This window comes from Herbiconiux sp. (genome assembly GCF_004297105.1).
GTDB lineage: Bacteria > Actinomycetota > Actinomycetes > Actinomycetales > Microbacteriaceae > Herbiconiux.
Genome location: NZ_SCVE01000013.1, coordinates 1 through 24,264 on the forward strand (window position 1 = coordinate 1; position 24,264 = coordinate 24,264).

The 24,264-nt window shown below is 70.0% G+C and carries 22 protein-coding genes; 8 read left to right on the forward strand and 14 right to left on the reverse strand.

The window, feature by feature from the left end; all coding sequences use genetic code 11:
- Positions 1–617: 617 nt before the first annotated feature.
- Positions 618–1,400: an alpha/beta hydrolase gene (locus EPO52_RS11305; protein WP_290806244.1), complete on the reverse strand. Its 783-nt coding sequence runs from the start codon at positions 1,398–1,400 to the stop codon at positions 618–620.
- A 97-nt stretch (positions 1,401–1,497) separates the two neighbouring features.
- Between EPO52_RS11305 and EPO52_RS11310 the strand changes: the two genes are divergently transcribed.
- Both EPO52_RS11310 and EPO52_RS11315 read left to right on the forward strand, forming a co-directional pair.
- On the forward strand, positions 1,498–2,391 hold the full coding sequence (locus EPO52_RS11310; RefSeq protein WP_290806247.1) for an ABC transporter ATP-binding protein: 894 nt from the start codon (positions 1,498–1,500) through the stop codon (positions 2,389–2,391).
- A complete protein-coding gene (locus tag EPO52_RS11315; protein WP_290806250.1) occupies positions 2,388–3,260 on the forward strand; it encodes an ABC transporter permease in 873 nt (290 codons plus the stop codon). Before EPO52_RS11310 ends, EPO52_RS11315 begins: the two co-directional genes overlap by 4 nt.
- Before the next feature lie 16 nt (positions 3,261–3,276).
- Here EPO52_RS11315 and EPO52_RS11320 read toward each other — a convergent pair whose 3' ends face one another.
- From EPO52_RS11320 to EPO52_RS11350, 7 genes are all read right to left on the reverse strand, one after another.
- Positions 3,277–3,963: a uracil-DNA glycosylase family protein gene (locus EPO52_RS11320; protein WP_290806253.1), complete on the reverse strand. Its 687-nt coding sequence runs from the start codon at positions 3,961–3,963 to the stop codon at positions 3,277–3,279.
- On the reverse strand, positions 3,882–4,634 hold the full coding sequence (locus tag EPO52_RS11325) for an ABC transporter permease (protein ID WP_290806256.1): 753 nt from the start codon (positions 4,632–4,634) through the stop codon (positions 3,882–3,884). Before EPO52_RS11325 ends, EPO52_RS11320 begins: the two co-directional genes overlap by 82 nt.
- Positions 4,634–5,614 carry an ATP-binding cassette domain-containing protein gene (locus EPO52_RS11330; RefSeq protein WP_290806259.1) on the reverse strand — a complete coding sequence of 327 codons (981 nt, stop codon included), beginning with the start codon at positions 5,612–5,614 and terminating at the stop codon, positions 4,634–4,636. The genes EPO52_RS11325 and EPO52_RS11330 overlap by 1 nt, the downstream gene beginning before the upstream one ends.
- A gap of 121 nt (positions 5,615–5,735) precedes the next feature.
- The gene (locus tag EPO52_RS11335) at positions 5,736–6,137 is read right to left on the reverse strand and encodes an SRPBCC family protein (RefSeq protein WP_290806262.1); all 402 of its coding nucleotides are present in this window, start codon (positions 6,135–6,137) and stop codon (positions 5,736–5,738) included.
- A gap of 75 nt (positions 6,138–6,212) precedes the next feature.
- A complete protein-coding gene (locus EPO52_RS11340) occupies positions 6,213–7,463 on the reverse strand; it encodes a UDP-N-acetylmuramate dehydrogenase (protein ID WP_290806265.1) in 1,251 nt (416 codons plus the stop codon).
- Positions 7,460–7,891, reverse strand: coding sequence for a MaoC/PaaZ C-terminal domain-containing protein (locus EPO52_RS11345; RefSeq protein ID WP_290806269.1), 432 nt, complete (start codon positions 7,889–7,891; stop codon positions 7,460–7,462). Before EPO52_RS11345 ends, EPO52_RS11340 begins: the two co-directional genes overlap by 4 nt.
- On the reverse strand, positions 7,888–8,334 hold the full coding sequence (locus EPO52_RS11350; RefSeq protein ID WP_290806272.1) for a MaoC family dehydratase N-terminal domain-containing protein: 447 nt from the start codon (positions 8,332–8,334) through the stop codon (positions 7,888–7,890). The genes EPO52_RS11345 and EPO52_RS11350 overlap by 4 nt, the downstream gene beginning before the upstream one ends.
- A 44-nt stretch (positions 8,335–8,378) precedes the next feature.
- Here EPO52_RS11350 and EPO52_RS11355 point away from each other — a divergent pair, with 44 nt between their 5' ends.
- Positions 8,379–9,311, forward strand: coding sequence for a Ppx/GppA phosphatase family protein (locus EPO52_RS11355; RefSeq protein ID WP_290806275.1), 933 nt, complete (start codon positions 8,379–8,381; stop codon positions 9,309–9,311).
- A gap of 73 nt (positions 9,312–9,384) precedes the next feature.
- On the opposite strand, the gene EPO52_RS11360 is transcribed toward EPO52_RS11355, so the two are convergent.
- On the reverse strand, positions 9,385–10,212 hold the full coding sequence (locus EPO52_RS11360; protein WP_290806278.1) for an RNA methyltransferase: 828 nt from the start codon (positions 10,210–10,212) through the stop codon (positions 9,385–9,387).
- 212 nt (positions 10,213–10,424) lie between these two features.
- Between EPO52_RS11360 and EPO52_RS11365 the strand changes: the two genes are divergently transcribed.
- From EPO52_RS11365 to EPO52_RS11380, 4 genes are all read left to right on the forward strand, one after another.
- Positions 10,425–11,132 carry a CoA transferase subunit A gene (locus EPO52_RS11365; protein ID WP_290806281.1) on the forward strand — a complete coding sequence of 236 codons (708 nt, stop codon included), beginning with the start codon at positions 10,425–10,427 and terminating at the stop codon, positions 11,130–11,132.
- A 99-nt stretch (positions 11,133–11,231) separates the two neighbouring features.
- Entirely contained in the window at positions 11,232–11,945 is a 714-nt protein-coding gene (locus EPO52_RS11370) for a CoA transferase subunit B (protein WP_290806284.1), read from the forward strand.
- Positions 11,942–13,114, forward strand: a complete 1,173-nt coding sequence (locus EPO52_RS11375) for an acetyl-CoA C-acyltransferase (protein ID WP_290806286.1) — start codon at positions 11,942–11,944, stop codon at positions 13,112–13,114. The genes EPO52_RS11370 and EPO52_RS11375 overlap by 4 nt, the downstream gene beginning before the upstream one ends.
- Positions 13,115–13,184: 70 nt before the next feature.
- Positions 13,185–14,210 (forward strand): NAD-dependent epimerase/dehydratase family protein, encoded by a 1,026-nt coding sequence (locus EPO52_RS11380; RefSeq protein WP_290806289.1) that lies wholly within the window; start codon positions 13,185–13,187, stop codon positions 14,208–14,210.
- Here the strand turns inward: EPO52_RS11380 and EPO52_RS11385 are convergent.
- The 3 genes from EPO52_RS11385 to EPO52_RS11395 are packed head-to-tail and all read right to left on the reverse strand — an operon-like array spanning position 14,203 to position 15,733.
- Complete coding sequence (locus EPO52_RS11385; RefSeq protein WP_290806292.1) at positions 14,203–14,568, reverse strand: hypothetical protein; 366 nt, start codon at positions 14,566–14,568, stop codon at positions 14,203–14,205. The genes EPO52_RS11380 and EPO52_RS11385 overlap by 8 nt on opposite strands.
- Positions 14,565–15,170: a hypothetical protein gene (locus EPO52_RS11390; protein ID WP_290806295.1), complete on the reverse strand. Its 606-nt coding sequence runs from the start codon at positions 15,168–15,170 to the stop codon at positions 14,565–14,567. Before EPO52_RS11390 ends, EPO52_RS11385 begins: the two co-directional genes overlap by 4 nt.
- Positions 15,167–15,733: an RNA polymerase sigma factor gene (locus tag EPO52_RS11395; RefSeq protein ID WP_290806297.1), complete on the reverse strand. Its 567-nt coding sequence runs from the start codon at positions 15,731–15,733 to the stop codon at positions 15,167–15,169. The genes EPO52_RS11390 and EPO52_RS11395 overlap by 4 nt, the downstream gene beginning before the upstream one ends.
- 166 nt (positions 15,734–15,899) lie before the next feature.
- Between EPO52_RS11395 and EPO52_RS11400 the strand changes: the two genes are divergently transcribed.
- Positions 15,900–16,169, forward strand: coding sequence for a hypothetical protein (locus EPO52_RS11400; protein ID WP_290806299.1), 270 nt, complete (start codon positions 15,900–15,902; stop codon positions 16,167–16,169).
- 123 nt (positions 16,170–16,292) lie between these two features.
- Here the strand turns inward: EPO52_RS11400 and EPO52_RS11405 are convergent, their stop codons facing one another.
- Positions 16,293–23,960 carry a DUF5979 domain-containing protein gene (locus EPO52_RS11405; RefSeq protein ID WP_290806302.1) on the reverse strand — a complete coding sequence of 2,556 codons (7,668 nt, stop codon included), beginning with the start codon at positions 23,958–23,960 and terminating at the stop codon, positions 16,293–16,295.
- 66 nt (positions 23,961–24,026) lie between these two features.
- Positions 24,027–24,264: hypothetical protein (locus tag EPO52_RS11410; RefSeq protein WP_290806305.1), on the reverse strand; the 238-nt coding region annotated here is incomplete at its 5' end.

Below are 24,264 nucleotides of genomic sequence, written 5' to 3' on the forward strand. Positions count from 1 at the left end.
GCCGTGCCGGCCCCACTCACCCCCGCCCCGCCCAAGCCGTGCCGGACCCGCTGGCCGCTGCCCGCGCTCGGGACGTGCCGGTCGGAACGAGTTGCCACAAGATGTGGCATCCCGCCCGCCAGGCCAACACTTTGCGGCAACTCGATTCAAGGCCGGGGCCGGTCTGGATTCGAGTTGCCCCATGATGTGGCAACTGCACCCGCCGAGCGACCGTTTGTGGCAACTCGCTGGCGACGAGCGGGCACGCGGAGGTCGGAGCGCCCACGCACGCACGCACCGGAGCTGTAGGAGGGCGCCCCCGGAGACGCCTGAGCTGGGGCCACCCCACGGCAGCACCTGCGCAGGGGCACCCCACGACCGCACCCACGCTGAGCACACCCCACGGCAGCACCCACGCTGAGCGCAGCCCACGACCGCACCTGCGCTGAGCACACCCCACGACCGCACCTGCGCCAAGGGCACCCCACGACCGCACCTGCGCTAGGGCAGCCCACGGAGACGCCTGCGCTGGGCGCACCCCCACGGCAGCAGCGGCACTGCAGGGCGAGTCGACATCCGCAGCGGCGCTCTGGGGCGCGCCCCGAGATCCGCGATGCGGCGCGCGAGGAGCCGGGCGGTCAGCGCACCAGACGGGCGATCTCGCGGGCCAGCGGGAGGCGGATGAGGTGGTCGGTGTGCGGCACCTCGTGGAGCTGCACGTGGTGCATCACGCCGAGGCGCTCGATGCTAGCGGGCACGATCACCTGGTCGCGCGAGCCGTAGACGATGTCGATCGGCACCGAGACCTGGGCGATGTCGGTGGTGGTGGTCTGCGACTCGATGCAGTTCTCCATCGACTTCGAGAACGCCGCCCAGGAGTCGTCGTCGATCTTCATCGAGCCGTTCGGCATCCATTTCGAGAAGCGGCCGGCATTGTTGATGATGGTGAGCCGATTGCCGCGCACGAACCGATAGAACCAGAGGTAGCCGCCCACGCGCATCCGATGGCCGAGCTCGTGGATGTAGCGGAGGTTCGGGTAGATCGGCGGCGCCACCAGCAGCAGGTGCGAGACCTCCCGGCGGTACACGGCAGCGTAGCGACTCGAGATCAGCGCGCCGAGACTGTGGCCGATGAGCGTGAACCGGCCCCGGATGCGCAGGCCCCGGATTGTCTTGTGCAACGCCTCCACGTGCTCATCGAGCGTGAAGCCGACGCCCTCCCCCGCCCGCGACCCGCCGAAGCCCAGCACATCGATGGCGATCACGCGGTAGAGCGGGCTGAGCAACGGCACCAGCGTGCGCCAGCTCGCCGACGAGGAGGCGATGCCGTGCAGCAGCACCACCACCGGCCCCTCACCGACGTCGACCGCCACATTCAGTGCGGGGATGACGATCTCACCCGCCCGAGTGCGCCTGAACATCGCCCCCCCTCTCCCGACCATTCCTCATAACTGAGGATACATCAGCCGCGACGAATCCGGACTGGTGCGACGAGTCGTCGCACGACAGCATTGACCCATGACCACCACGAGTTCCGCCATCAGCGTCTCTGGTCTCCGCAAGCACTACGGGTCGTTCACCGCCGTCGACGGCATCACGTTCGACATCGAGTACGGCGAGACCTTCGCGCTCCTGGGGCCGAACGGGGCCGGCAAGAGCACGACGGTGGAGATCCTCGAGGGTTACCGCCAACGCTCCGGAGGAGAGGTGTCGGTGCTCGGCACCGACCCGCATCGCGCCTCGCTCGAGTGGAAGTCCCGCATCGGGATCGTGCTGCAGCAGACCGGCGAGAGCGGCAACGTCACCGTGCGCGAGCAGCTCAGCCACTTCGCCAAGCTGTACCCGCGGCCGCGCGACGTCGACGAGGTGATCGCCGCCGTGGGTCTCGAGGAGAAGGCACGCACGCGCATCAAGGCCCTCTCCGGTGGGCAACGCCGACGCGTGGATGTGGCGCTCGGCGTGATCGGGCGGCCCGAGTTGCTCTTTCTCGACGAGCCCACCACGGGCTTCGACCCCGAGGCCCGCCACCAGTTCTGGGCCCTCATCCGCTCGCTCGCTCGCGAGGGCACCACGATCCTGCTGACCACCCACTACCTCGACGAGGCGGCCCAGCTGAGCGACCGGGCGGCTGTGATCGCCGGCGGGCGGATGGTCGACATCGGCCGCGTCGACCAGCTCGGCTCGGCCGAAGCCCGGGTGCCGATCGTGCGGTGGCGGGATGCCGCGGGCGTGCACGAGGAGCGCACGCACGAACCGGCGGCCGTCGTGAGCCGGCTGGTCGCGGCACACGGCGAGCCCGACGAGCTCGAGGTGATCCGCCCGTCGCTCGAGGACATCTACCTGGAGCTGGTGAGCGAGGCCGAGCGCGAGGACACGGCCCGCGGCGCCGCCACCGACGGGAGTGCACGATGACCGCATCCGCACCCTCCGTGAACACTCACAGCCCGACCCCGCGCTTCGGACTCGGTCGCACGCTGCGGCTCGGGCTCGCGCGCGTGGGCTACGAGACGAAGATCTACTTCCGCGCCGGCGACACGGTGTTCTTCACGTTCCTCTTCCCCGCGGTGCTGCTCTGCATCTTCTCGGTGGCCTTCGACGGCCTCGGCGGCGTGAGCAGCACGGCGCCCGACGCTGCCAGCACGATCTCGCAGGCGGCGTACTACCTGCCCGGCATGATCGCCGCCGGCATCCTGCTGAGCGGCGTGCAGAACCTCGGCGTCGACATCGCCGTCGAACGCAGCGACGGAACCCTCAAACGGCTCGCGGGCACCCCGCTCCCCGTGCTCTCCTACTTCCTGGGCAAGATGGGCCAGGTGCTGGTGACCTCCCTGGCCCAGGTGATCCTTCTGCTGCTCCTCGCCCGCGTGGCGTTCGGCGTCGACTTGCCCGACGACCTCGCACACTGGGTGACCTTCGTGTGGGTCTACCTGCTCGGCATCATCACGGCCGCTGTTCTCGGCATCGCCATCTCCCGGCTCCCGCGGAGCGGCAAGAGCGCCACCGCCGTGATCATCCCGCCTCTGCTCGTGCTGCAGTTCATCTCCGGCGTGTTCCTCAGCTTCACCCTGCTGCCCGGCTGGCTGCAGACGGTGGCCAGTATCTTCCCGCTCAAGTGGATCGCCCAGGGCATGCGCGCGGCCCTGCTGCCCGACCAGTTCGAGGCGGCGGAGCAGGGCGGCTCCTGGAACCTTCCGCTCGTGGCCCTCGTGCTCGGCGTGTGGCTCGTGGTGGGCCTTGTGGTGTGCCGGGTGACGTTCCGGTGGATCCGCAGGGACAGCTGACGATCCGCCTCCGTCATCAGCTGCGGGCGGCCGCCACGAGAGCCGCGAGACGCGGTGCGGTCTCAGCCTCGAACCAGGGATTGCGTATCCGCCAGCCCTGGGTGAGCGGAGACGGATGCACGATCGGGTAATAGGGCAGGTAGTCGCCCGCCCGCTGCACCGTGTCGGTGAGGGTCGGGCCCCGGCGTCGACCCAGGTAGCGCTTCTGCGCGTAGGCGCCGATGAGCACCGTGAGGCGCACATCGGTGAGGTGATCGAGGATGCGCGGATGCCACGTCTCCGCGAAATCCGGACGCGGCGGGAGGTCGCCACTCGTCGCCTTGCCCGGGTAGTAGAAGTCCATCGGCACGATCGCGAGCGTGTCGGGGTCGTAGAACTCATCCGACGAGAGACCCAGCCACGAGCGCAGCCGCACCCCGCTCGGGTCGTCGAACGGGATGCCGGAGGCCTGCGCGCGGCGGCCGGGCGCCTGGCTCACGATCAGCACCCGGGCGCGCGGCGACGCCACGAAGAGCGGATCGAACCCCGCCTCGCGAGCCCATGCGTTCGAGGGATGCGCCGCGATCTCGGCGCGGATGCCCTCGATCGCCGCCTCGTGCGCCGCGTGCGCCTCGTAGCCGCTCAGGCGTTCTCCTTGCGGAAGGTGCGCGTGCCCACGTACAGGCCCGCCGCGAAGAGCACGACCGTCCAGATCACACCCCACATCGTGGTGATCGTGAAGACGTTGCCCACGAAGAGCTCGCGGATGGCGTTCACGATGTACTTCGTGGGCATGAAGTCGGAGACCACCTGCAGCCACTGCGGCCCGATGGTCATCGGGAGCAGGATGCCCGAGAGCAACAGAACAGGCAGCGCGATGCTGTTGATCACGGGCGCCATCACGTCTTCACTCTTCGTGGTGAGAGCGAGTGCATTCGAGGCGGCGGCGCACGCGGCACCGAGCAGCACCGTGAGGAGCAGCCCGAACAGCATGCCGAGGATCGACCCCGTGAGCCCGAACAGGAACGCGAGACCGATCAGCACGACGCCCTGCACGAACAGCTGCAGCACATCGCGCAGGATGCGCCCGAGCAACAGCGCGGTGCGGCTCGCCGGCGTGACCCGTTCCGCCTCGATCACGCCCGAGCGCCACTCGGCGATGAGACCGAAGCCGGCGAACAGCGCACCGAACAGGCCGAGCTGCACCAGCAGGCCGGGCACGAACAGCGTGTAGGCGTTCTCGGCACCGAGCGTCGAGGCGAGCGGTTCGAGCAGCGGCCCGAAAAGGCACAGGTAGAGGATGGGCTGCACCAGCCCGATGATGACCCAGGCCGGATTGCGCAATGCCAGGCGCAACTGCCGCCGGAAGACGATGTAGGTCTCGCGCCAGAACATCAGGCATCCTCCCTCAGGCTGCGACCGGTGAGGTCGAGGAAGACGTCATCGAGGGTAGGGCGGCGCACCTCGATCGACTCGAGGGCGATGCCCGCCGCATCCAGGCCCCGGATGAGGCCTGCCACCTCGTGGCCGGCGCCGCGCACCCGCGTGCTCACGCCGGTGAATCCGTCGTGCGACGGCCCGACCTCGACCTCGGTGTCGGCGATGCGGCCGAGGAGTTCGGCGGCCTCGACCGCGCGAGCCGGGTCGGCCACCACGAGCGACACCAGATCGCCCGCCACCTGCTTCTTCAGCGCATCGGGGGTGTCGCTGGCCACGATGGAGCCGTGGTCGATCACGAGGATGCGGTCGCAGAGCGCATCGGCCTCGTCGAGGTAGTGGGTGGTGAGGAAGATGGTGGCACCGCGCTTGGTGCGCAGGTCGGCGATGTGCGTCCACAGGTTGGCCCGCGCCTGTGGGTCGAGGCCGGTGGTGGGCTCGTCGAGGAAGACGAGCGTGGGATCGTGCACCAGGCCCATGGCGATGTCGAGGCGACGGCGCTGGCCACCTGACATGGCACGCGGCTGGCGCTCCCAGAGGCCGTCGAGGTCGAGCTGCTCGAAGAGCTCGCGACCCCGCGACTCGGCCTGCTTCTGGCTGATGCCATAGAGCATCCCGTGGTCCATGATCTCTTCGCCGGCCCGCGCCTCGGGTGAGGTGGAGCCGCTCTGCGAGACGTAGCCGATGCTGCGCCGCACCTGCTGCGACTGGGTGGCCACGTCGTACCCGGCCACGGTGGCCGAGCCCGCCGTGGGCTTCAACAGGGTGGTGAGCATGCGCAGAGTGGTGGTCTTGCCGGCGCCGTTCGGGCCCAGGAAGCCGACGATCTCGCCCTCGGCGACGTCGATGTCGACGCCCGCGACCGCCCTCACCTCTTCTTTCTGCTTGCCCCGCCCACGCCCTTCGAAGGTGCGCGCGAGTCCGCGTGCAGTGATCACCTGGTCTCCCTTGCTCGTGTCGGTCACACTAGGCACGGCCACCGACATCGGCCGCGAGCGATCATGTGAACGGTGTTCACATTGCCGAATGCCGGCGGGGTGCGCAAGGGCCGAGTGGAATTCAGGCCTCAAGCAGACGCTTCAGCGTCGCGAGATCGGCGGCGACGGCCGCCGCATCCGCCTCGAAGGCGTCGTGATCGACCCCGTCGCGACGGAAGACCGTGAAGACGACCTCCGAACCGGCGTCGTTCGGCAGCACCCGGAGCGGATTGACGACGACGGTGCCGTCGGGCAGGTGCACCTCGTGGTCGAGCACACCGGCCTCCACGGGCCCGACGAACCGCACCTCGACCGTGCCCGTGCCGTCGGGCATGTCGGTGAGCCAACGACCGTCTTCGTGGCGCAGACCGTCGCCGAGACCGGCGGCCCACCGGCCCAGGTTCGCCGGGTCGCCCGCGAACGCCGCGACGCCGGCCGGCGAGCGGTCGATCGTGATGCCGATGTGTCTCGCTTCCCCCGTCATGCGGCCCACCCTACGACGGAGGGAGTGCCGCGCGGCCGGGGAGGTGCCGACACCGAGGGAGCCCCGCGAGCCTGGTCAGATCTCGTGGCCGAGGAAGACCGGCTCCGGATGCAGCATCACACCGAACTCGGCGAGCACCCGCCCTTGAACGTACCGGGCCAGTTCGGCCACGTCGGCGGCGCGCCCCGGCGACTGCGACGCCGACGCCGCCGTGTTCACGATGGCGAGCGTGTGCTTCGACGAGATCGCCGCGGTCGACCCGGGCAGAGCGAACCCGCGACGGATGCCCGCGTTCTCGATCAGCCAGGCCGCGCTGAGCTTCACGTGGTACTCCGGCGGCAGTGGCACGGCCGCGCGGTCGCCGTCGAGCGAGACGCCGGTTCCGGAGTCGCCGCCGGGGCCGGCATCCGATTCCTCGAGGGCGATCACGAGGTCGGGCTCGTCGGGCTCGATCTGCCAGCGCGGGGCCGATGACGGCAGGGTGCGGGCGAACGCCTCGGTGACGATCGGGTTGGTGAAGAACGATCCCGCACTGACCGAATCCGGGTCGGCGTCGTCGAGCACCATGCCCTTCGAGGCACGCAGCCAGAGAACGGCCCGGCGCACTTCCTCGATCGGCAACCGGTCGCCCACCTCGATGCCGAGTGCTCCTGCGAGCTGTGCGTACTCGACGGGCCGGCTGAGGGCGACGGATGCCGGCTCCTCGCCGTTCGCGGAGACCTCGTTGCGCAGCTCGAAGGTCACCGAGAGCACCACGCCGCGGAGTCCGCGCTTGAACACCGAGCTGCGGTAGGCCAGCTCGAGCTCCTCGAGCGGCATGCGCCGCACCGCTCCGGTTGCGGCGTCCAGGAAGTCGAGCGATACGATCGACGCCGCCACCTCCTGGCCGTAGGCGCCGATGTTCTGGATGGGGGCCGCCCCGACCGAGCCGGGGATGCCCGAGAGCGCTTCGATCCCGCTCCACCCGTTCTCCACGGTGTGCAGCACGAACGCGTCCCAGGGCTCGCCGGCCTGCACCCGCAACCGCACGGTACCGACCTTCGACATCACGGGCGCGATGCCGCGGGTCGCCACGCGGATGACCGTGCCCTCGAACCCCTCGTCGCTCACGACCACGTTGGATCCGCCGCCGAGCGCGAACCAGTCGTCGCCGTCGTTCCACGTCTCGCGCGCCACGTCGAGCAGCTGCTGCTCGGTCGTGGCCGTCACGAGCCGGGCGGCAGGGCCACCGACACGGAGCGTGGTGAACGCGGCGAGCGGAGCATCCGTCTCGGTCGAAGGCCCAGCCGGCCCGCCGGCGACACCGGGGAAGGAGGGGTCGGTCATGGCAGGGTGACGCGCACCTGGGCTTTACCGAGCACGGTGGTGCCGTCGACCGTGACCGTGAGGTCGATGCGCCCGGTACCCGCCGCCTCGTCGAGCTGGCCGATCACCGCGCGCACCCCGATGGCGACGCCCGTGACGGGGTCGACCACCACGGGGCGGGTGAACTTCACCTGGTAGTCGAGCACGCGCGTGGGATCACGCAGCCACTCGACGACGGGCTGCACGGCGAGCCCCATGGTGAGCATCCCGTGCGCGAGCACGCCGGGCAGCCCCACCGATTCGGCCACATCGTCGCGGTAGTGGATGGAGTTGAAGTCGCCGGATGCCCCCGCGTAGCGCACGAGCGACTCCCGGTCGAGGGAGTACGTGGCCTCGGCCACCACCTCGCCCACCTCGTAGCGGTGCACGATCACCTCGTCGCTGCTCATGCGTCGCCCCTCACGACCAGGGTCGACACCGCGGTCACCACGTGCTCGCCCCGGATGTCGTGCACGGCGCTCTCGGCGGTGATCATCGCATTGCCTCCCAGCGTCTTGATACTCGTGACCGACAGCTGCGCGGTGAGCTCGTCGCCCGCCACGATGGGCCGGGTATACGTGAACTGCTGCGCGCCGTGCACCACGTGGGTGAGCTCGATGCCCGCGTCTTCGGCTCCGATGAGCTGGTCGAGGGTGAGCTGCTGCAGCACGATGGCGAAGCTCGGAGGCGCCACGACATCGGCGAAACCCGCCTCGTGCGCCGCCTCGACGCTGAAGTTGACCGGGCTCGACGCGAACACGGCGCGGGAGAACTCGCGCACCTTCTCGCGGCCGACCAGGTAGGGACTCGTCTTCTCGAACGCGCGTTCGGTGAGGTCTGGATTCACTGGCACCCGCTCAGTCTAAGGTCGCACCCTGCGCCCAATAGGGTTGTGGGATGCGACTCGGCGTTCTCGATGTGGGTTCCAACACGGTTCATCTGATCGTGGTCGACGCGCATCCGGGGGCCCGCCCCGTGCCCACCGCCTCGCACAAGTCGGTGCTGAGGCTCATGCGCTACCTCGAGCCCGACGGCCGCATCAGCGAAGAGGGTGTGGTGGCCATCATCGGCGCCATCTCCTCGGCGATGGATGTCGCACGCCGTGAGGGCATCGAAGAACTCCTGCCGATGGCGACCTCCGCTCTCCGCGAGGCCCGGAACGGCGAGGAGGTGCTCGCGCGCATCGACGCCGAGACCGGGGTGACGCTGGGCGTGCTGACGGGGCAGGACGAGGGGCGGCTCACGTTCCTCGCCATCCGCCGGTGGTACGGCTGGTCGTCGGGCAACATCCTGCTCTTCGACATCGGCGGCGGTTCGCTCGAGATCGCGGCCGGCTCCGACGAGTACCCCGAGGTGGCGGTGTCGCTGCCGCTCGGCGCGGGACGCACCACGGTGCAGTTCTTCCCGAACGACCCCCCGACGCCCGAGCAGATGCTCGAGCTGCGCGCCCACTCGCGCGCGGTGATGCGGGCGGATGCGCTGCCCCTGTTCGAGCACCTTCCCCCGTTCCAGCACGTGGTGGGGTCGTCGAAGACCATCCGCTCGCTCGCCCGGCTGGCGGGATCGACGCGGCCGAACGCATCCGGAACCGGCGAGGCCACGGTGACACTGCGGCGCGCCGACCTCAAGGACTGGATCCCGCGGCTCGGGCAGATCCCCGCCGAGGCGCGGCAGGCGCTGCCGGGCATCACTCCCGATCGCACCTTCCAGATCGTGGCGGGCGCGGTGGTGCTGCACTCGGTGATGAAGCTGTACGACGTGGAGGAGCTCGAGGTGTCGCCCTGGGCGCTCCGCGAGGGCATCCTGCTGCGCTACCTCGACGCCCTGTAGCCCTCCTCGCGACTCGCCAGAATCCGTCCCGATTCGCGCAAGATGGACCGGATTTTGGCGAGTCGCGAGGAGGTCAGCGGGAGACCGCCCACATCGCCACCGCACTCGCGGCCGCGACGTTGAGGGAGTCGATGCCGTGCAGCATCGGGATCTGCACCACCGTGTCGGCTGCGGCGATCGCCTCGGGCGTGAGGCCCTCGCCCTCGGCGCCGAGCACCAGGGCGAGCCGCTGCGGCACGCGACGCTCGAAGTCGCGCAGGCTCACCGCATCCGGAGTCAGCGCGAGGGCCGCGATCTCGAACCCGGCGGCCGCGAGCTGTGGAGCGAGCTCCGCCCACTCCCCCGTGCGCGTCCACGGCACCTGCAGCACGGTTCCCATGCTCACCCGGATGGCGCGGCGGTAGAAGGGGTCGGAGCAGCGCGGCGTCACCAGCACCGCATCGGCCCCGATGGCGCCCGCCGACCGGAAGATCGCGCCGACGTTGGTGGGGTCGACGACGTTCTCGATCACCACGATGCGGCGGGCATCCGTGGCGGCCAGCAACTCGACGGGATCGCGCAGCGGCGGCCGGTTCATGGCCGCGATCAGACCGCGGTGAAGGAGGTAGCCCGTGAGTTCGGCGAGCAGGTCGCCCGGGCCCACGAACACCGGCACATCCGGATACCCCGCCGCGGCGAGCGCCGCCACGGCCTCGTGCTCGCTCGAGCCGAGGGCGAGCACCGAACGGGGCGTGTGCCCGGCCCGGAGCGCCCGCTCGAGCACGAGCAGCGATTCGGCGAGGTAGAGGCCGTGCTCGCGGCCGGGCTCGGCGCGCCGGGCGTTCTTGAGGGCCACGTCGGTGGCGTGCGCATAGTCGGTGAGGCGCGGGTCTCCGAGGTCGGCGATCCGGATGACGGGCATGGAACGAGATTCTACGGGCGACGGCATCACACGGGCTCACCGGAGCCTCTCGCCCACATAGTGAGACAAGAGATTCCCTTCGATCATCGTACGGAAAAGTGAGCGAATTAGACCTCCCCGCGCATTGACCCGCATCCGGAGGCCGCCTAGCGTCGAAGGATCACCGCATCCCGCCCACCTGGTGGACACGGATGCCCGCACGAAGGAGTGTCATGTCGAAGCTCTGGCCGAGCGCCGCCGAAGCCCTGCGCGAGACAGTCACGGATGGCGCCACCATCGCCGTGGGAGGCTTCGGCCTCTCCGGCAATCCCACCGACCTCATCGAGGCCCTGCGGGACAGCGGTGCCACCGGCCTCACCATCGTGTCGAACAACATGGGCGTCGACGGCAAGGGCCTCGGCATCCTGCTCGAGAACCACCAGGTCGCCAAGGTGATCGCCTCCTACGTGGGCGAGAACAAGCTCTTCGCTCAGCAGTACCTCGATGGCGAGCTCGAGGTCGAGTTCACGCCGCAGGGCACTCTCGCCGAGCGACTGCGCGCCGGCGGAGCGGGCATCGCCGGCTTCTACACGAAGACGGGCGTGGGCACCCCGGTGGCCGAGGGCAAGCCGCACGCGGAGTTCGACGGCGAGATCTACCTGCTCGAGCGCGGCATCGTCGCCGATGTGGCGCTCGTGCACGCCTATCGAGCCGACTCGGAGGGCAACCTGGTGTTCCGGCACACGGCGCGCAACTTCAATCCGCTCGTGGCCACGGCGGGCCGCCTCACCATCGTGGAGGCCGAGGAAGTGGCCGACGGATGGCTCGACCCGAACGCCATCGTGACCCCGGGCATCTTCGTGCAGCGCCTCGTGCAGGCGACGACGCGCACGAAGGACATCGAACAGCGCACCACCCGCCCCCGCCCAGCGGCGGCCTGACCCCACCCCACCACCGCCTCCAGATCCGTCACTTCTTGCACGAATTCAGCGGATTTCGCGCAAAAAGTGACGGATCTGGAGGAGAGCAAAGGAGATTCCATGCCCTGGACCCGCGACGAGATGGCGGCGATCGCCGCCGCCGAACTCCGCGACGGCGAGTACGTGAACCTCGGGATCGGCATCCCGACCCTCGTGGCCAACCACCTCCCGCCGGGCGTGCGCGTCACGCTGCAGAGCGAGAACGGCCTGCTGGGCATGGGCCCCTTCCCCTACGAGGGAGAAGAGGATCCCGACCTCATCAATGCGGGCAAGCAGACCGTCACCCTCCTCCCGGGCGGCAGCTACTTCGACTCGGCGACGTCGTTCGCGATGATCCGCGGGGGTCACGTGGCGAAGGCGGTGCTCGGCGCCCTGCAGGTCGCGGGCAACGGCGACCTCGCCAACTGGACCATCCCGGGCAAGCTCGTGAAGGGCATGGGCGGTGCGATGGATCTCGTGGCGGGCACCCCGCGCGTGATCGTGGTCACCGATCACGTGTCGAAAGACGGAACACCGAAGATCGTGGCCGAGTGCGACCTCCCGCTCACCGGAGCAGGCGTGGTCGACCGCATCATCAGCGACCTCGCGGTGTTCGATGTCGAAGACGGCGGTCTCGTGCTGCGCGCCGTGGCTCCCGGAGTGACGGTCGACGAGCTGCGGTCGAAGACCGGCGCCACGTTCACAGTCGACCTGGACGAGACTGGAGACGGTAACACTGACGACGGAGCGGCGCCCGCGGGGTCCGCATCCGTCAGCGAAGGAGCATCGGCATGAGCACCGTCATCGTGGGCTACGCCCGCACCCCGTTCGTGAAGTTCAACGGGCAGTTCGCCGCGATCCCGGCCACCACGCTGGGGGCGGCGGCCATCCGGGCGGCGCTCGAGCGCGCCGGCGTGGCGGCCGACGAGGTCGACCGGGTGTTCGCCGGGCAGGTGCTGCAGGGCGGTGCCGGGCAGAATCCCGGGCGCCAGTCGGCAGTGGGCGCGGGCATCCCGCTCAGCGTTCCGGCAATCACGCTGAACGCGGTGTGCCTCTCGGGCACGGAGGCCGTGGTGGCGGGCACCCGGCTGATCGATGCGGGAGAGGCCGACATCGTGGTGGCCGTGGGCCAGGAGTCGATGTCGCTGGCGCCGCACGCGTGGTCGGGATCGCGGGCCGGCAAGCGCTACGGAGCGATCGAGCTCATCGACACCCTCGAGCACGACGGACTCACCGATGCCTTCGAGAAGCGGTCCATGGGCTCCTCGACCGAAGAGCACAACGGCCACCTGGCGTTGACGCGCGACGAGCAGGATGCCTGGGCGGCCGCATCCCACGGCCGACTCGCGGCGTCGCAGGAGTTCCTCGCCGGCGAGATCACTCCGTTCTCGGTCTCGGGTCGCAAAGGCCCCACGCTGGTCACCGAGGATGACGGCCTGCGCGCCGACACCACACCCGAGTCGCTCGCGGGCCTCCGTCCGGCCTTCGGCGCCACCGGCAGCATCACCGCCGGCAACTCGTCGCAGATCACGGATGGCGCGGCCGCCCTGGTGCTGATGGACGAGCGCGCCGCCGCCTCACGCGGTATCGCCGCGCTCGCCCGGGTGATCGCCCACGCTTTCGTGGCGGGTCCGGATGTCACCCTGCACGCCCAGCCCGCGAACGCCATCGAGGCGGCTCTTGCGAAGACCCCGCACGAGGCATCCGACCTCGCAGCGGTGGAGATCAACGAGGCGTTCGCCGCCGTGTCGGTGCATTCCACCCGTCAGCTCGGGGTGGCCGCCGAGATCGTGAACGCGCACGGCGGGGCGATCGCGCTCGGCCACCCGATCGGCGCCTCGGGTGCCCGAATCGTGGGGCATCTGGCGCGTCGCCTCGCGGCCTCGGGCCGTGGCTCCATCGGCGCCGCCGGCATCTGCGGCGGCGGCGGCCAGGGTTCCGCGGTCATCCTCGAGGCCCTCTAGCCGACGGCGCGGTGTCTGCTGAGAGCGGCCAGGGGCATCCCCCGGCCGCCCTCGAGGGTTGACTGAACCCATGACCGCGATCCTGATCCTGGGCGGCACCGAGTTCGTGGGCCGTGCGATCGCCGACGTGGCCATCGCACGGGGCCACGAGGTGACGCTGCTCAACCGCGGCACCCGCGCGGCCCCCGAGGGCGCCCGGCAGATCACGGCCGACCGGCGCGACGCCCGGATGCTCGAGCAGGCCCTGCGCGAGGCCGCGGGCACCTGGGACGCGGCGCTCGACACCTGGTCGTGGGAACCGTTCGTGGTGCGCGACACCGCTCGGCTGCTCGAGTCGCGGGTGCACCGCTCGCTGTACGTCTCCACCCGGTCGGTGTACGCGCATCCGCTGCCCCCGGGGGCCGGGGAGACGCATCCCCTCGTGGAGGGATCGGCCGACGACGGTGATCCCGCTCGGGGCGGGGGCTCCTCCGAGATCGCCTACCCGCGCCTGAAGGCAGGCGCCGAGAAGGCGGTCATCGAGGCCTTCGGGCCGGACCGCTCGTACATCGTGCGACCGGGCCTCGTGCTCGGCCCGCACGAGAACGTCGGGCGGCTCCCCTGGTGGCTGACCCGCATCGCCCGCGGCGGCGAGGTGCTGGCGCCGGGCGATCCGGCATCCGGAATCCAGTACATCGACGCCCGCGACCTGGCCGGATGGATGCTCGACCTCGCCACGGGCACGGCCCCGGCCGGTTGCTACGACGCCGTCTCACCGGCCGGGTTGCACACTCTCGGCGAACTGCTCGAGGCGTGCGTGCGGGCGACGGGCTCGGATGCCCGGTTGCGCTGGATGACGGAGCAGCGCATCCTGGCCGCGGGCATCGAGCCGTGGACCGAGCTGCCGATCTGGCTGCCCCAGGGCCCCGACCACGAGGCCATGCACGAGAGCGACACCACGAAGGCCGTGCGCGCGGGAATCCGGCTGCGGCCTCTGGCGCAGACCGTCGACGACACCTGGGCATGGCTCACGTCGATCGGCGGCCGTGCCCCGCAGCGACTCGATCGCCCCGCTCTGGGCCTCGCCCCCGAGCGGGAGCGGGAGCTGCTCAGATGATGGCGCCCACCAGCACGTTCACCGAGTGCACCGGCACGATCGCGACCGAGGCCAGGTGCGCCTCGATCGCCGAGTAGACCGCACGGGAGGTCTCGGCCGCCGACACGGCTTCGCTGACACCGATCGTGACCGCGACGGTGAGACCGTCGGAGGTCTCCCCTCCCGAAACCACTCCTTGAATCTCCCCCGACACCACCACGAGCGGGGGCGCCTCCGAACCGGCCACCCTCGAGACGAGCGACACCACGGCAACCACCGGTGCCGCTTGCGCCGGGTACAGCATCACCACGCCGGGGACGGCCGATACCACCGTCTCGAGCTCGCGCGCGAGATCCGCACGGCTTCGCGTTTCGCTCATGAGGCCCCCTCCGATCCGGCAGAAGGCGCAGGATGGATGTCCTGCACCGTGATGTCGATGGCCGTGACCACGAGCTCGGTGTGCCGCTGGAGCGCCCCGAGGATCGCCGTGCGCAGCCGGGTCGCGGCTGATGCGATCGACTCGTCGCCGTAGGCGCTCACCTCCACCTGGATCGCCACCGGAGCCCCGGGCGTCGTGACGTCACCCTCGAGCGTGCAGCGCCCCACCACGAGCCCGCCCGCTTCCTCGCCGGCAGCGCGGATGAGTCCGCGCACCGACCCTTCGGTGAGTGCGAGCGAGGCCGCGGGCGACGGATGCGACAGCGGGATGCTGCGCCCGGCGCGGGCCTCCCGTCCGATGTTCTGCACGATCCCGCTGATCCACGACTCGTCAGGGGCGGGCTCACTCGACGCTCCCGCATCGAGCACGGCACCGGAGAGCGAGCGCAGGCGCGCCAGGGCGGCGAGCGCGATCTGGCACCCGGGAGAGGCGTCGATCGACGCATCCGCCGGGCTGCGGCCGGCATCGAGGTAGTCGCTCAATTCCTCGATGGTGTGGCCGTCGAGGTCGTCGGGTTCGATTCCGGGCAGTGTGTCGCTCATCGCCATCCCTCCATCTCGCGGATCAGGTTCCTGCGCGCCCGAGCGATGATGCCCCGCACTGTCGACGATGGGAGGTCGAGCTCCCGGCCGATGTCCAGGTAACTGTAGCCCCCGATCTCGCGCAGCACCCAGCACCGCGCCTGCTCGACGGGCAGCGCGGCGAGAGCGATCGAGAGGGCGTGCTCCAGCGAATCGGCCTCGGCGACCGCGTGCGGGCTCTGTGCCTCGGGGCTCGGCCGTTCGTGATCGTCGATGTCGTCGTGCTCACGCCTGGCTCTCAGTCGATCGATGCCCTTGCGGGCCACGATCTTCATCAGCCAGCTCTTCACGGATCCGAGATCCTCGAGCGAGGGCAGGTGCTGCCAGGCCTGGATGAACGCATCCTGCACCACGTCGTCGACATCGGCATTCGAACCGAGCACCCGTCGGGCATACACGCGCATCAGCCGCCCGTAGCGGCGCACCAGCACCTCGAAGGCGGGGATGTCACCATCGGCTGCGCGACCGGCCAGGATGCGGTCGTCGAGCGCACTCAGGTCGGGTCGGGTTCTGGGTTCGACCACGACGATAATCCAACACCCATTCCCCCTCGCGCGGACAAAACACATGCAGTATCGCCTCGACATCGAGCACCCGTCTCCGCCCGCTCTTCCTCGACCGGGGGTAGGCTCGCACCCGTCGGCTCAGACCTCGCTGGCCCATTGTGGAGTGAGGAGAACAATGCCTGTCGTGGTGCAGATCAACACAGCGACGTTCATCGTGCGCGGCGCCGAGGCGATCGAACGTCTGCGCACCGATATCGTGGACGCCGTTCGAGCGGGTGGCGCACTCGTCACGGTCGGTGAGTCGGAGCGAGCGCCCGAGCTGCTGATCACGCCCGCGACGCGGGTGCGCATCGACACGATCGACGAACCGAACACGCCCGAGCAGGGTGGTGGCGCCGGGCCTGATCGGCGCAGCGCGCCCACCCTCGACTACCCCGAGTTCGAGGTCTACTGAGCCCCGCCCGCGCGCAGAAGGGCCCTCCGCGAGTGATCGAGTTCGAGGTTTACTGAGCCCCGCCCCCGCGCAGAAGGGCCCTCCGCGAGTGATCGCGGAGAGCCCTTTCTGTCATCGGAGCGGTCAGCTCACCCGGCGGCGGCGCCAGAACAGCAGCACGAGCAGCGCCCCGGCCATGGCCGCACCGGTTCCCGCGATCAGCAGAGCGGCAGCCGGGAGGCCCGTGTTCGGCAGGTCGCCAGGCAGGGTGGGTACCACGACCACCGTCGAAGCCGTCGCGGTGGTGGCGCCCGGGGTGCCCGGCACGGTCGGCGGAACCCACGGACCGACCGGGGTGTCCACCGTGGCCGAGTTCGTGACCGTGCCCGCCTGCGTGGCCGTGCCCGTCACCGTGAGGTCGACGGATGCGCCCACGGGGAGTGACGGGATCGTCCACGTCAGCGCGCCCGGCACCGAGGTGTCGGCCTGCGGGTTCGTGGAGGTCACCGTGAGGCCTGCCGGCGGGGTGTCGGTGACCACGACATCCGTCGCGTCGATCTGGCCGACGTTCGCGACCGTGATCGTGTAGACGAGGGTGTCGCCCACCGTCGCCGCGGCCTTGTCGACGCGCTTGGCGATCGAGAGCTCGCCCACGTCGAACTGGTTGGTGATCGTCACGGTCACGGGCTCGACGCCGTCACCATCGGCCACCACCGTCACGGTGCCGTCGGACGGATCGAGCGTGGTCGCGGTCGCGAGGCCGGCATCCGTCTCCTCCACGACGCACTCTGCGCCGGCGATGATGCCGTCGAGGGTGACGAAGTAGTCGTTGTCGGCCGAGAGCGTCACCACGCCGTCATCCGGAAGCGCGACCGGGACGGTCTCCCCGTCTTTCTGCCAGGTGCAGACGACCTGGGCGGTGAAGGGCCCGGCGCCGAACAGCTCGACGCCGTCGCCCACGCGCTGCTTGTCGATCGCGAGGCTGCCCACGTCGAACGTGTTCGTGATGGTGACGTCGGCCGGGGTGGTGTCGGGCACCGTCACCACACTCTGTGCGGGGTCGAGCGGGTCGGCCGGGTCGAACGCGGTCGACGTCGCGCCGCCGTTCACCGTCTCGACCGTGGTGCAGGTCGCACCCTGGATGAGACCCGAGATCGTCGCCTCGTAGTCGTTGGAGTCGTCGAGCACGACGACGCCCCCGTCTTCGAGCGGGATCGTGAGCGTCACGCCGTCCTTCTGCCAGGTGCACGTGACCTGCACGGTGAAGGGACCCGCACCGTAGACCTCGGCTCCCGCACCCGCACGCTCCTTGACGAGGTGCACGCTGCCCGGGTTGAAGGTGTTGGTGACGTCGACCGTGACGGCGCCGAGGGTCTCACCCGAGGCCGCACCCGGGATGATCACCGTCGGCTGGTCGACCGTGGTGTCGTTCGCACCGCCTGTGGTGGTCTCCACCGTGGAGCAGGCCGTGCCGGCGGGGAACACCGGCTCGAGCTGCACGGTCTCGCCGCCCACGATCGAGATCGTGTCGTCGTAGAGCGTCTGGGTGTCGTAGGTGCACACCACGTGCACCTCGAACGGACCCTGGCCGTACCCGTCATCCGGACCCGGGCTGCCGGTGCCGTCGCCCGCGGCGTCGCCCGCGAGCGTCTTGGTGATCGAGAGCTGACCACCCGGGTAGGTGTTGGTGTAGTCGGCCGTGTTGGCGTCGGTGCCGAGCGGCACCGTCGCAACCGTGCCGCTGGTCAGCGGGCCTCCGTTGACACTGACCTCGACCGTGTTCGGCGCGGTGGTGGCTCCGTCGGAGTCGGTCTCGGTGATCACGCACTCCGCGCGAACCGGGAGGTTCTCGATGGTGTGCGTGTCGCCGTCGGAGAGGCTGAATGCCGCGTCGCCCGGTGCCAGCGCGATCGGCGCACCGAGCGCCGTGGTGCAGGCCGCCGAGTAGCCGAACGGACCGAACGTGCCGACGGTCGCCGTGGTCGACACGGTCTTCGTGACGGCCAGCGAGGTGAGCGCGTAGTCGTTCGTGATGGTCACCTGCTGGTCGGCGGGTACCGGGTCGGAGGCCGTGGCCGCGGTCGAGATCGCCACAGCGCCCGAGGGTGTGACCGTTCGGGTCGTCTCGCCGTAGGAACCGTCGGTCCCGTCCTCCGTCACGGTGCAGGATGCGCCGAGCGGGATGCCGTCGATCCTCGCCGTGTAGCTGTTCGCCTCGTCGAGCGTGACGCCACCGAACCCGCCCATGTCGACGGGGGCACCCGCCACGGTGCAGGCCACGGAGGCCTGGAACGAGGTGGGCGCATTCGCCGCGCCCGCTCCGGTGATCGCCTTGGTGATCTGCAGCGGGCCTCCCGTCATCACGACGCCCGCCTTCACCGGAGCCCGGGAGAAGACACCGCCGCCCGTCAGGTCGGCGGTGACGCCGAACTGGTTCCAGGCGATGGGGTCGCCCACCGGCACGGTCACCGGCGCGCGGTCGGCGTCGGTGGTCGTGGCCGGGATGTTGACCGTCTGGTAGGTGATGGTGCCGGACTCGCCCGGGTCGAGGCGCGGGATGCTGCTACGGGTGGTGAAGTCGGCGGTGATGCGAAGGCCTGTGACATCCGCCCAGTCGCCGGTGTAGGAGGTGTGATCGACCCAGGTGACCGAGTTGCACTTCGGGTCGCTCGGCCAGGCCGAGGTCGGCCCGGTGCCCACGCAGACGTTCGCCGCGGGCGCCGTCGTGACCTCCCAGGTCACGGTCGCCCCACCGGGCACGCTCACGTCGAGCACCCCGTTGAACGCCGGCGTGTAGACCGAACCGCGTGCACTGCCGGTGGCCAGAAGGCGGTCACCGGGGAAGGGCAGCGCGTCGACGACGGTGACCTTGTCGTAGGCGACCGTACCGCTGTTGACCACGTTCAGCTGCCATTCGTCGACGCCGCCGACGATGGTGTTCGCGGCACAGGGCGAGCGGTAGTAGCCGCCGGCGAGCAGCACGCAGGGGCCGCCCGGGTTGGTGATGTTGCGGCCGCCGCTGACGGTCTGGCTCACGACGTCGCCCTTCACGCCCTTGGTGGCGAGCAGTGACGCACCCGGGGTGGGCGACACGTAGTTCGTGGTGCCGCACTGGGTCGCCGCAAGGCCCGAGAGGGTGCCCTGGCCGTTGCCCGAGGTGTTGGTGCAGGCCGCAAGGGTCTGCGCCGTGTTCACCACCATGCGGTTCGTGGCCCGGTCGGTGGGCGTCAGCCCCGGCTGCAGGATGATGCCGAGCGTGATCGTGAACCGCTCGTTGGGCGACATCCGCTGCCCGCCTTCCGGCCACGCGAACGTCAGCGTGCGAGACGCGGCGTCGTAGGTGGTGGTGGGTGTCGTCGACAGTGTTCCGCCGCTGGTCGTGGCGAAGGTCGGCGTCGCGCCGTCCCACTCCAGCGAGGCCGGCAGGGTGTCGACGAGGGTCGGCACCGTCAGGAAGCCGGTGCCGGTGTTGCCGAACGACATGGTCCAGGTGTTGGGCTCACCGGCCGACACGGTGTGCACGCCGTTCTGGGGGTCTTTGCGCACGTCGAGCCGGAAGGTGCCCGGGTCGAGGTTCACGATGCCGACCGCCGAGGCGTTCGCGTCGGGGTAGAGCACCGGGTCTTCGAAGCGGTGCGCATTCGTGGTGACCTCGTTGTCGAGGCTCGACGGGAACGGGATGGGGTCGCCCGTGGCGCGGTTGGCGTCACGCAGCACCACCTTCAGGGCCGCCGTCGTGGTCCAGCTGCGCGGCGGGGCGGTGTCGGAGAAGAGTCCGGTGCCGCCGTCGTGGGTGTAGACGAAGCGGATGCCCGTCACGTTCGCGTTGGTCGAACCGGTCGGCAGCGTCGGCAGTGCCGCAGTGGTCTGCGGGCCGGTGGTGATCCAGTCCGTGCCGCCGTCGAGCTGCACGCCGACGTCGACCCGGTTCGCGCCCTGCGGGAAGGTGACGTCGCCCGCTGCGAAGCTCGCGAGCGCGAACTCGTTCCAGAAGTCCTGGTCGACGTCCTGCACGGTGACCTGCGCCGGGGCCACGGTCTGGTTGCCCTGGGTGGCGGTGAGGTTCATCGTGATGGGCGTCGTGCGGTTCGTCTCGAGCACCGAGTTCGGGCTGAACGACTTCGCAGCCGTCACGCCGAGGTTGCCCTTGACCAGCTGGATCGACGCGAGAGCGTTGTCACTCGGGGTGCTGAGGGCGCCGGACGGGTAGAGCACCGGGTCGTACGACTGCGCGAAGGTGTAGTTGTCGACCGTGAAGGGCTGCACGAAGGTGAGTGGCTGGCTGCGGAGTGTGGCCCGCAGCTGAGTGTGCAGGGTCATCTTCATCTCCGTGCCGGAGACGAGGCTGCCGCCGCGTGTGCCGGGGTCGGTGCCCTGGTAGAGCACGCTCACACCGACGACATCGGCGAGCGCCGCCGCATCGAGGGCGTCGGCGGCCGACAGCGAGAGAGTCGAGGTGGAGAGGGTGCCGTCGCCCGCCCGGTGCCAGAGGGTCACGGTCGACTGAGCGGTATCGACCTGCGACGTGTTCACGGCGAAGTCGATCCCCGTGAGCGTGAATCGCTCGAAAGGGTTGAGCACGTCGTTGTAGGTCTTGCCGGCGTAGGGGTCGGCTGCCCAATCCGTGGGCGCCGTCACGCAGTTGCCGAGCGTCGAGGGGCCACAGGGCATCGGATCGGAGACGCGCACGTAGGAGGCGCGAGAGGAGGAGTCGTTCTTGGCCGTGACGGTGAAGTCGTTGGTGGGGTAGCCCGACGGTGCGACGTCACCGGGCTGTGGCACGACCATCTGCGACTTCTGCGAGGTCTTGGCGACGTCGACCGCCGGGGGCTGATCGATCAGGATCACGGTGTCGGATGCGGTGCGCGGGCCGACCGGAGTTCCGTCCTGCACACCCGAGACGCCGACCGTGTTCGAGATGGTGCCGGCGGCGGGGTCGTTGAACTCCTGGGTGGCGGTGACCCACGGGTAGGTGGGGTCGGCCGTCTTGTCGCGCAGGTCGTTGCGCAGCTGCCAGGAGAGCCCGATGAAACGGGCGCTGCCGAGCGCGCTCGTCGAGACCCCCGATCCGACGGGCGGAGCGAGGGGGTCGGTGCTGGAAGCGCGCGCCGCGTCGTTCGGGGTCACGATGAGACGCACGCCCGTCGTGGACGCCTGCTGGTCGCTCGTCAAGGTGTAGCCCGCGAAGCCGCTGCCGTTCATCCAGCCACCCGAAGGCGCGGACACGGTGGTCCAGCTCGCGACGCTCGAGTCGTAGAGCTCCACGGCGGTCACGGTGTCCCAGCGCAGCAGCGGGTCCTGCGAGTACGTGATCGGCGCGATGGCCGTGAGGTTGAACGCCTGGAACACGGTCGACGCAGGAGTCGTCTCGCCCTGGCTCGAGTCTTCGATGGTGACGCTCGAGTAGCCCGTGGAGGTGACCCCCCAGCCGAGGCGGGTCCACGCGGACTCACCGGACTGCGAACTCAGCGAGAAGAGATCGCTGCTGTAGTTCGAGGTGGTCCAGCGCTTGTCGGCGATCAGCGTGCCGACACCGGTGTTGGTCTGGATCTGCGCGTCGTCGGTTCCGTGCACCTCGTCGCTGATGATCGGCGTGGGGATGCCCATCACGATGCCGTCGGCGATGGCATCGGAGACGTTCGTGTAGGTGACGGGGCCCTGGTTCGGCAACGAAGTCGGGCCGGAGCCGTCGCGCAGGTCGCTGCGCGCCTGGTAGACCGCGTTCGGGCTCACGTTCGTGCCCGCGGGGAAGCCCGCGGTGTTCGTGAAGGTGTAGCGGAGACCCGTGATGGTGTCGGTGGGCGCGGGCAGGTTGCCCGAGTAGACCTGGGTTCCGCCGGTCGCGTCGACCGTGGTGAGGGTCGACCAGGTGGCTCCCTCGTCGCGGGTGTACTCGATCAGCAGGGTCGAGCCGCTCAGCACCTGGGTGGGGGCGATGGCGATGGGGTTGAAGGCGTTGAGGAAGTTCGAGGGATCGCTCGCGTCCCAGACGTCCTGCACGATGATGGTCTGCGGCTTCACGAAGGCCGAGTCGGTGCTCGTGCTGGTGGGCAGCTGGCCGACGACCGTGGCGCCGGGCGAGACCGCGCTCCCGGGCGACAGCGACTTGCTCGTGGTGATCTGGATGTCGGGGTAGAAGACCGACAGGGGTGCCGGATCGCTGTCGGTGGCCGAGCCCGCCGAGTTCGTGACCGAGGCGACCAGGGTGTTCTCGGTGACGACGGGGCTGTCCTCCGGCTGCGGGACGAAGCCCGCCAGCGGGGCGATGTCGAACTGCACGGTGGCCTGCGACGAGTTCGGGATGCTCCCGGTGTAGTCGATCACGAAGCCGGTGAGCCAGGCGCCACCGGGAGCCGCCGGAGCCGCGGGAGTCGTTCCCGTGGCCACCGCCGTGGGCCCGACGCTGGACCCGTCGCTGTAGTACCAGGTGATCGCCGCGGCTGTGGCGCCGTCGGGGTAGCTGATGCCTCCGACGAAGCCGCCGAAGGTGAGGTTCTCAGTGAAGAAGTCCTGGTCGGCCACGCGGAGCGTGTCGACCGGCCCGTTCGAGGTGTTCGTGGCCTGCAACGTGGCGCGGGCGGTGGTGCCGGCCGGGATGCGGGCCGGCACGATCGTCTTGTCGGCGTCGACGGAGACGGTGAGCGGGCCGATCGTGAAGGGCGCGGACGCGGTCTTCGTGACGGAGTTCTCGTTCGGCACGTCGACCGAGCCGGTGACGTCGTTGGTGACCTGACCGCCGGCCACGAGCGAGTCGCCGGTGACCCGGTTGTCGGCACGCTGCACGACGTCGAGGGTGACGGAGCCTGCGGTGCCGGCGGGTTCGATCGTGGCGCCGGTGGAGGAGGTGTAGGTGAAACGGAGGCCTACGACATCCGCGTTCGTCACAGTGTCGGGCAGCACGATCGCGCCGGGAGCTCGAGGCGAGCCGGGCACCCAGGTGTAGCCGCCGGCGCCGTCGGACACATAGGCGTCGACCTGCACGAGGTCGGCGCCGGCGGGCAGGCTCACGGAGCCACCGGCGTAGTCGACGAGGCGGAAGGGGTTGTCGGTGCCGATCGCGGTCGCGCCCTCGACCGCGGAGGTGGGCTCGGTCATGGTGAGGGCCGAGGCGTAGGTGTTCGACGCGTTCTGGTTGGTCAGCGTGATGGTGGACGGCGCGCCGACCGCGAACTGCTGCGTCGCGGGGAGCCAGGTCTTGCCCACCACGGTGTCGACGACCACGGGGATGACCACGGTGACATCCGCGCCATCGGTGACGGTGGCGGCGGTGGTGGATGTCGCGGTGGCGGTGTTGGTGACGGCGATGCCGTTGGAGGGCCACGTTGCGGGCAGGTTCTGGGGCACCTTCAGCGAGATGGCGACCTGGTAGGTGGCGCCGGCATCGATGCCGACGGCTCCGCCGCCGAGGTCCATCCGGAAGGCGGCATTCAGAACACACGACGCGGTGACGCTGGTGGTGCACCCGGCGTAGCTGATGTCGATCGGCTGGCTCGACGGGGTGGAGGAGGTGCCGAGGATGGTGAATCCGGCGAACTCGGCGGGAAGCGGATCGGTGAGCGCCGCATCCACGCAGTCGTTGTCGTCACAGCCGACGGAGATCGTGTAGAGGAACTCGTCTCCGGGATCGAGGGTGAGCGACTCCTGGCCGTTCGCGGTCTTGCTGATCGTGAGCGCCCCCATGTCGGCGGCGGACGCGGGGGCGGCGACGAAGAGGCCACCGACCAGCGCCAGCACGGCCGTGGCGGCGAAGACGCCGAGCCGTGGGAGTGCGAATCGCCGATCGGACGCGCGAATGCGGTTGTGTGCTGCCATGCTGTGTTCCCCCACGGGTCGTAGTGCTGTCGGCCGGCCTGCGCTCGAGGGTCGCATCGGTGCGCATCACTGTGCACCGAGCGCGAGGCAACGCCGGACTCGGCAATTTAACCAGATGGCGTGTGCATGACCCGAGGCAGAAGAGGTGAATCCGAGGGTGAAACCGAGCGCGACGCCCCGCCGGGCGATATCGGCATCGAGCCGATTTCGAGAAGCGGGGCGCTCGGGCCCTCGGTACTGTGAACCCACCACCGCAGCCGCGGAACGCAAGGGAAGGAACGCCCCGATGTCGTATGCCGTCGAC

Coding starts and splice junctions, on each gene's coding strand:
- EPO52_RS11360 (WP_290806278.1), bottom strand. CDS start 10,212: ATGCCCGTCATCCGGATCGCCGACCTCGGAGACCCGCGCCTCACCGAC.
- EPO52_RS11355 (WP_290806275.1), top strand. CDS start 8,379: ATGCGACTCGGCGTTCTCGATGTGGGTTCCAACACGGTTCATCTGATC.
- EPO52_RS11385 (WP_290806292.1), bottom strand. CDS start 14,568: ATGAGCGAAACGCGAAGCCGTGCGGATCTCGCGCGCGAGCTCGAGACG.
- EPO52_RS11340 (WP_290806265.1), bottom strand. CDS start 7,463: ATGACCGACCCCTCCTTCCCCGGTGTCGCCGGCGGGCCGGCTGGGCCT.
- EPO52_RS11380 (WP_290806289.1), top strand. CDS start 13,185: ATGACCGCGATCCTGATCCTGGGCGGCACCGAGTTCGTGGGCCGTGCG.
- EPO52_RS11370 (WP_290806284.1), top strand. CDS start 11,232: ATGCCCTGGACCCGCGACGAGATGGCGGCGATCGCCGCCGCCGAACTC.
- EPO52_RS11305 (WP_290806244.1), bottom strand. CDS start 1,400: ATGTTCAGGCGCACTCGGGCGGGTGAGATCGTCATCCCCGCACTGAAT.
- EPO52_RS11335 (WP_290806262.1), bottom strand. CDS start 6,137: ATGACGGGGGAAGCGAGACACATCGGCATCACGATCGACCGCTCGCCG.
- EPO52_RS11405 (WP_290806302.1), bottom strand. CDS start 23,960: ATGGCAGCACACAACCGCATTCGCGCGTCCGATCGGCGATTCGCACTC.
- EPO52_RS11375 (WP_290806286.1), top strand. CDS start 11,942: ATGAGCACCGTCATCGTGGGCTACGCCCGCACCCCGTTCGTGAAGTTC.
- EPO52_RS11325 (WP_290806256.1), bottom strand. CDS start 4,634: ATGTTCTGGCGCGAGACCTACATCGTCTTCCGGCGGCAGTTGCGCCTG.
- EPO52_RS11310 (WP_290806247.1), top strand. CDS start 1,498: ATGACCACCACGAGTTCCGCCATCAGCGTCTCTGGTCTCCGCAAGCAC.
- EPO52_RS11390 (WP_290806295.1), bottom strand. CDS start 15,170: ATGAGCGACACACTGCCCGGAATCGAACCCGACGACCTCGACGGCCAC.
- EPO52_RS11315 (WP_290806250.1), top strand. CDS start 2,388: ATGACCGCATCCGCACCCTCCGTGAACACTCACAGCCCGACCCCGCGC.
- EPO52_RS11365 (WP_290806281.1), top strand. CDS start 10,425: ATGTCGAAGCTCTGGCCGAGCGCCGCCGAAGCCCTGCGCGAGACAGTC.
- EPO52_RS11345 (WP_290806269.1), bottom strand. CDS start 7,891: ATGAGCAGCGACGAGGTGATCGTGCACCGCTACGAGGTGGGCGAGGTG.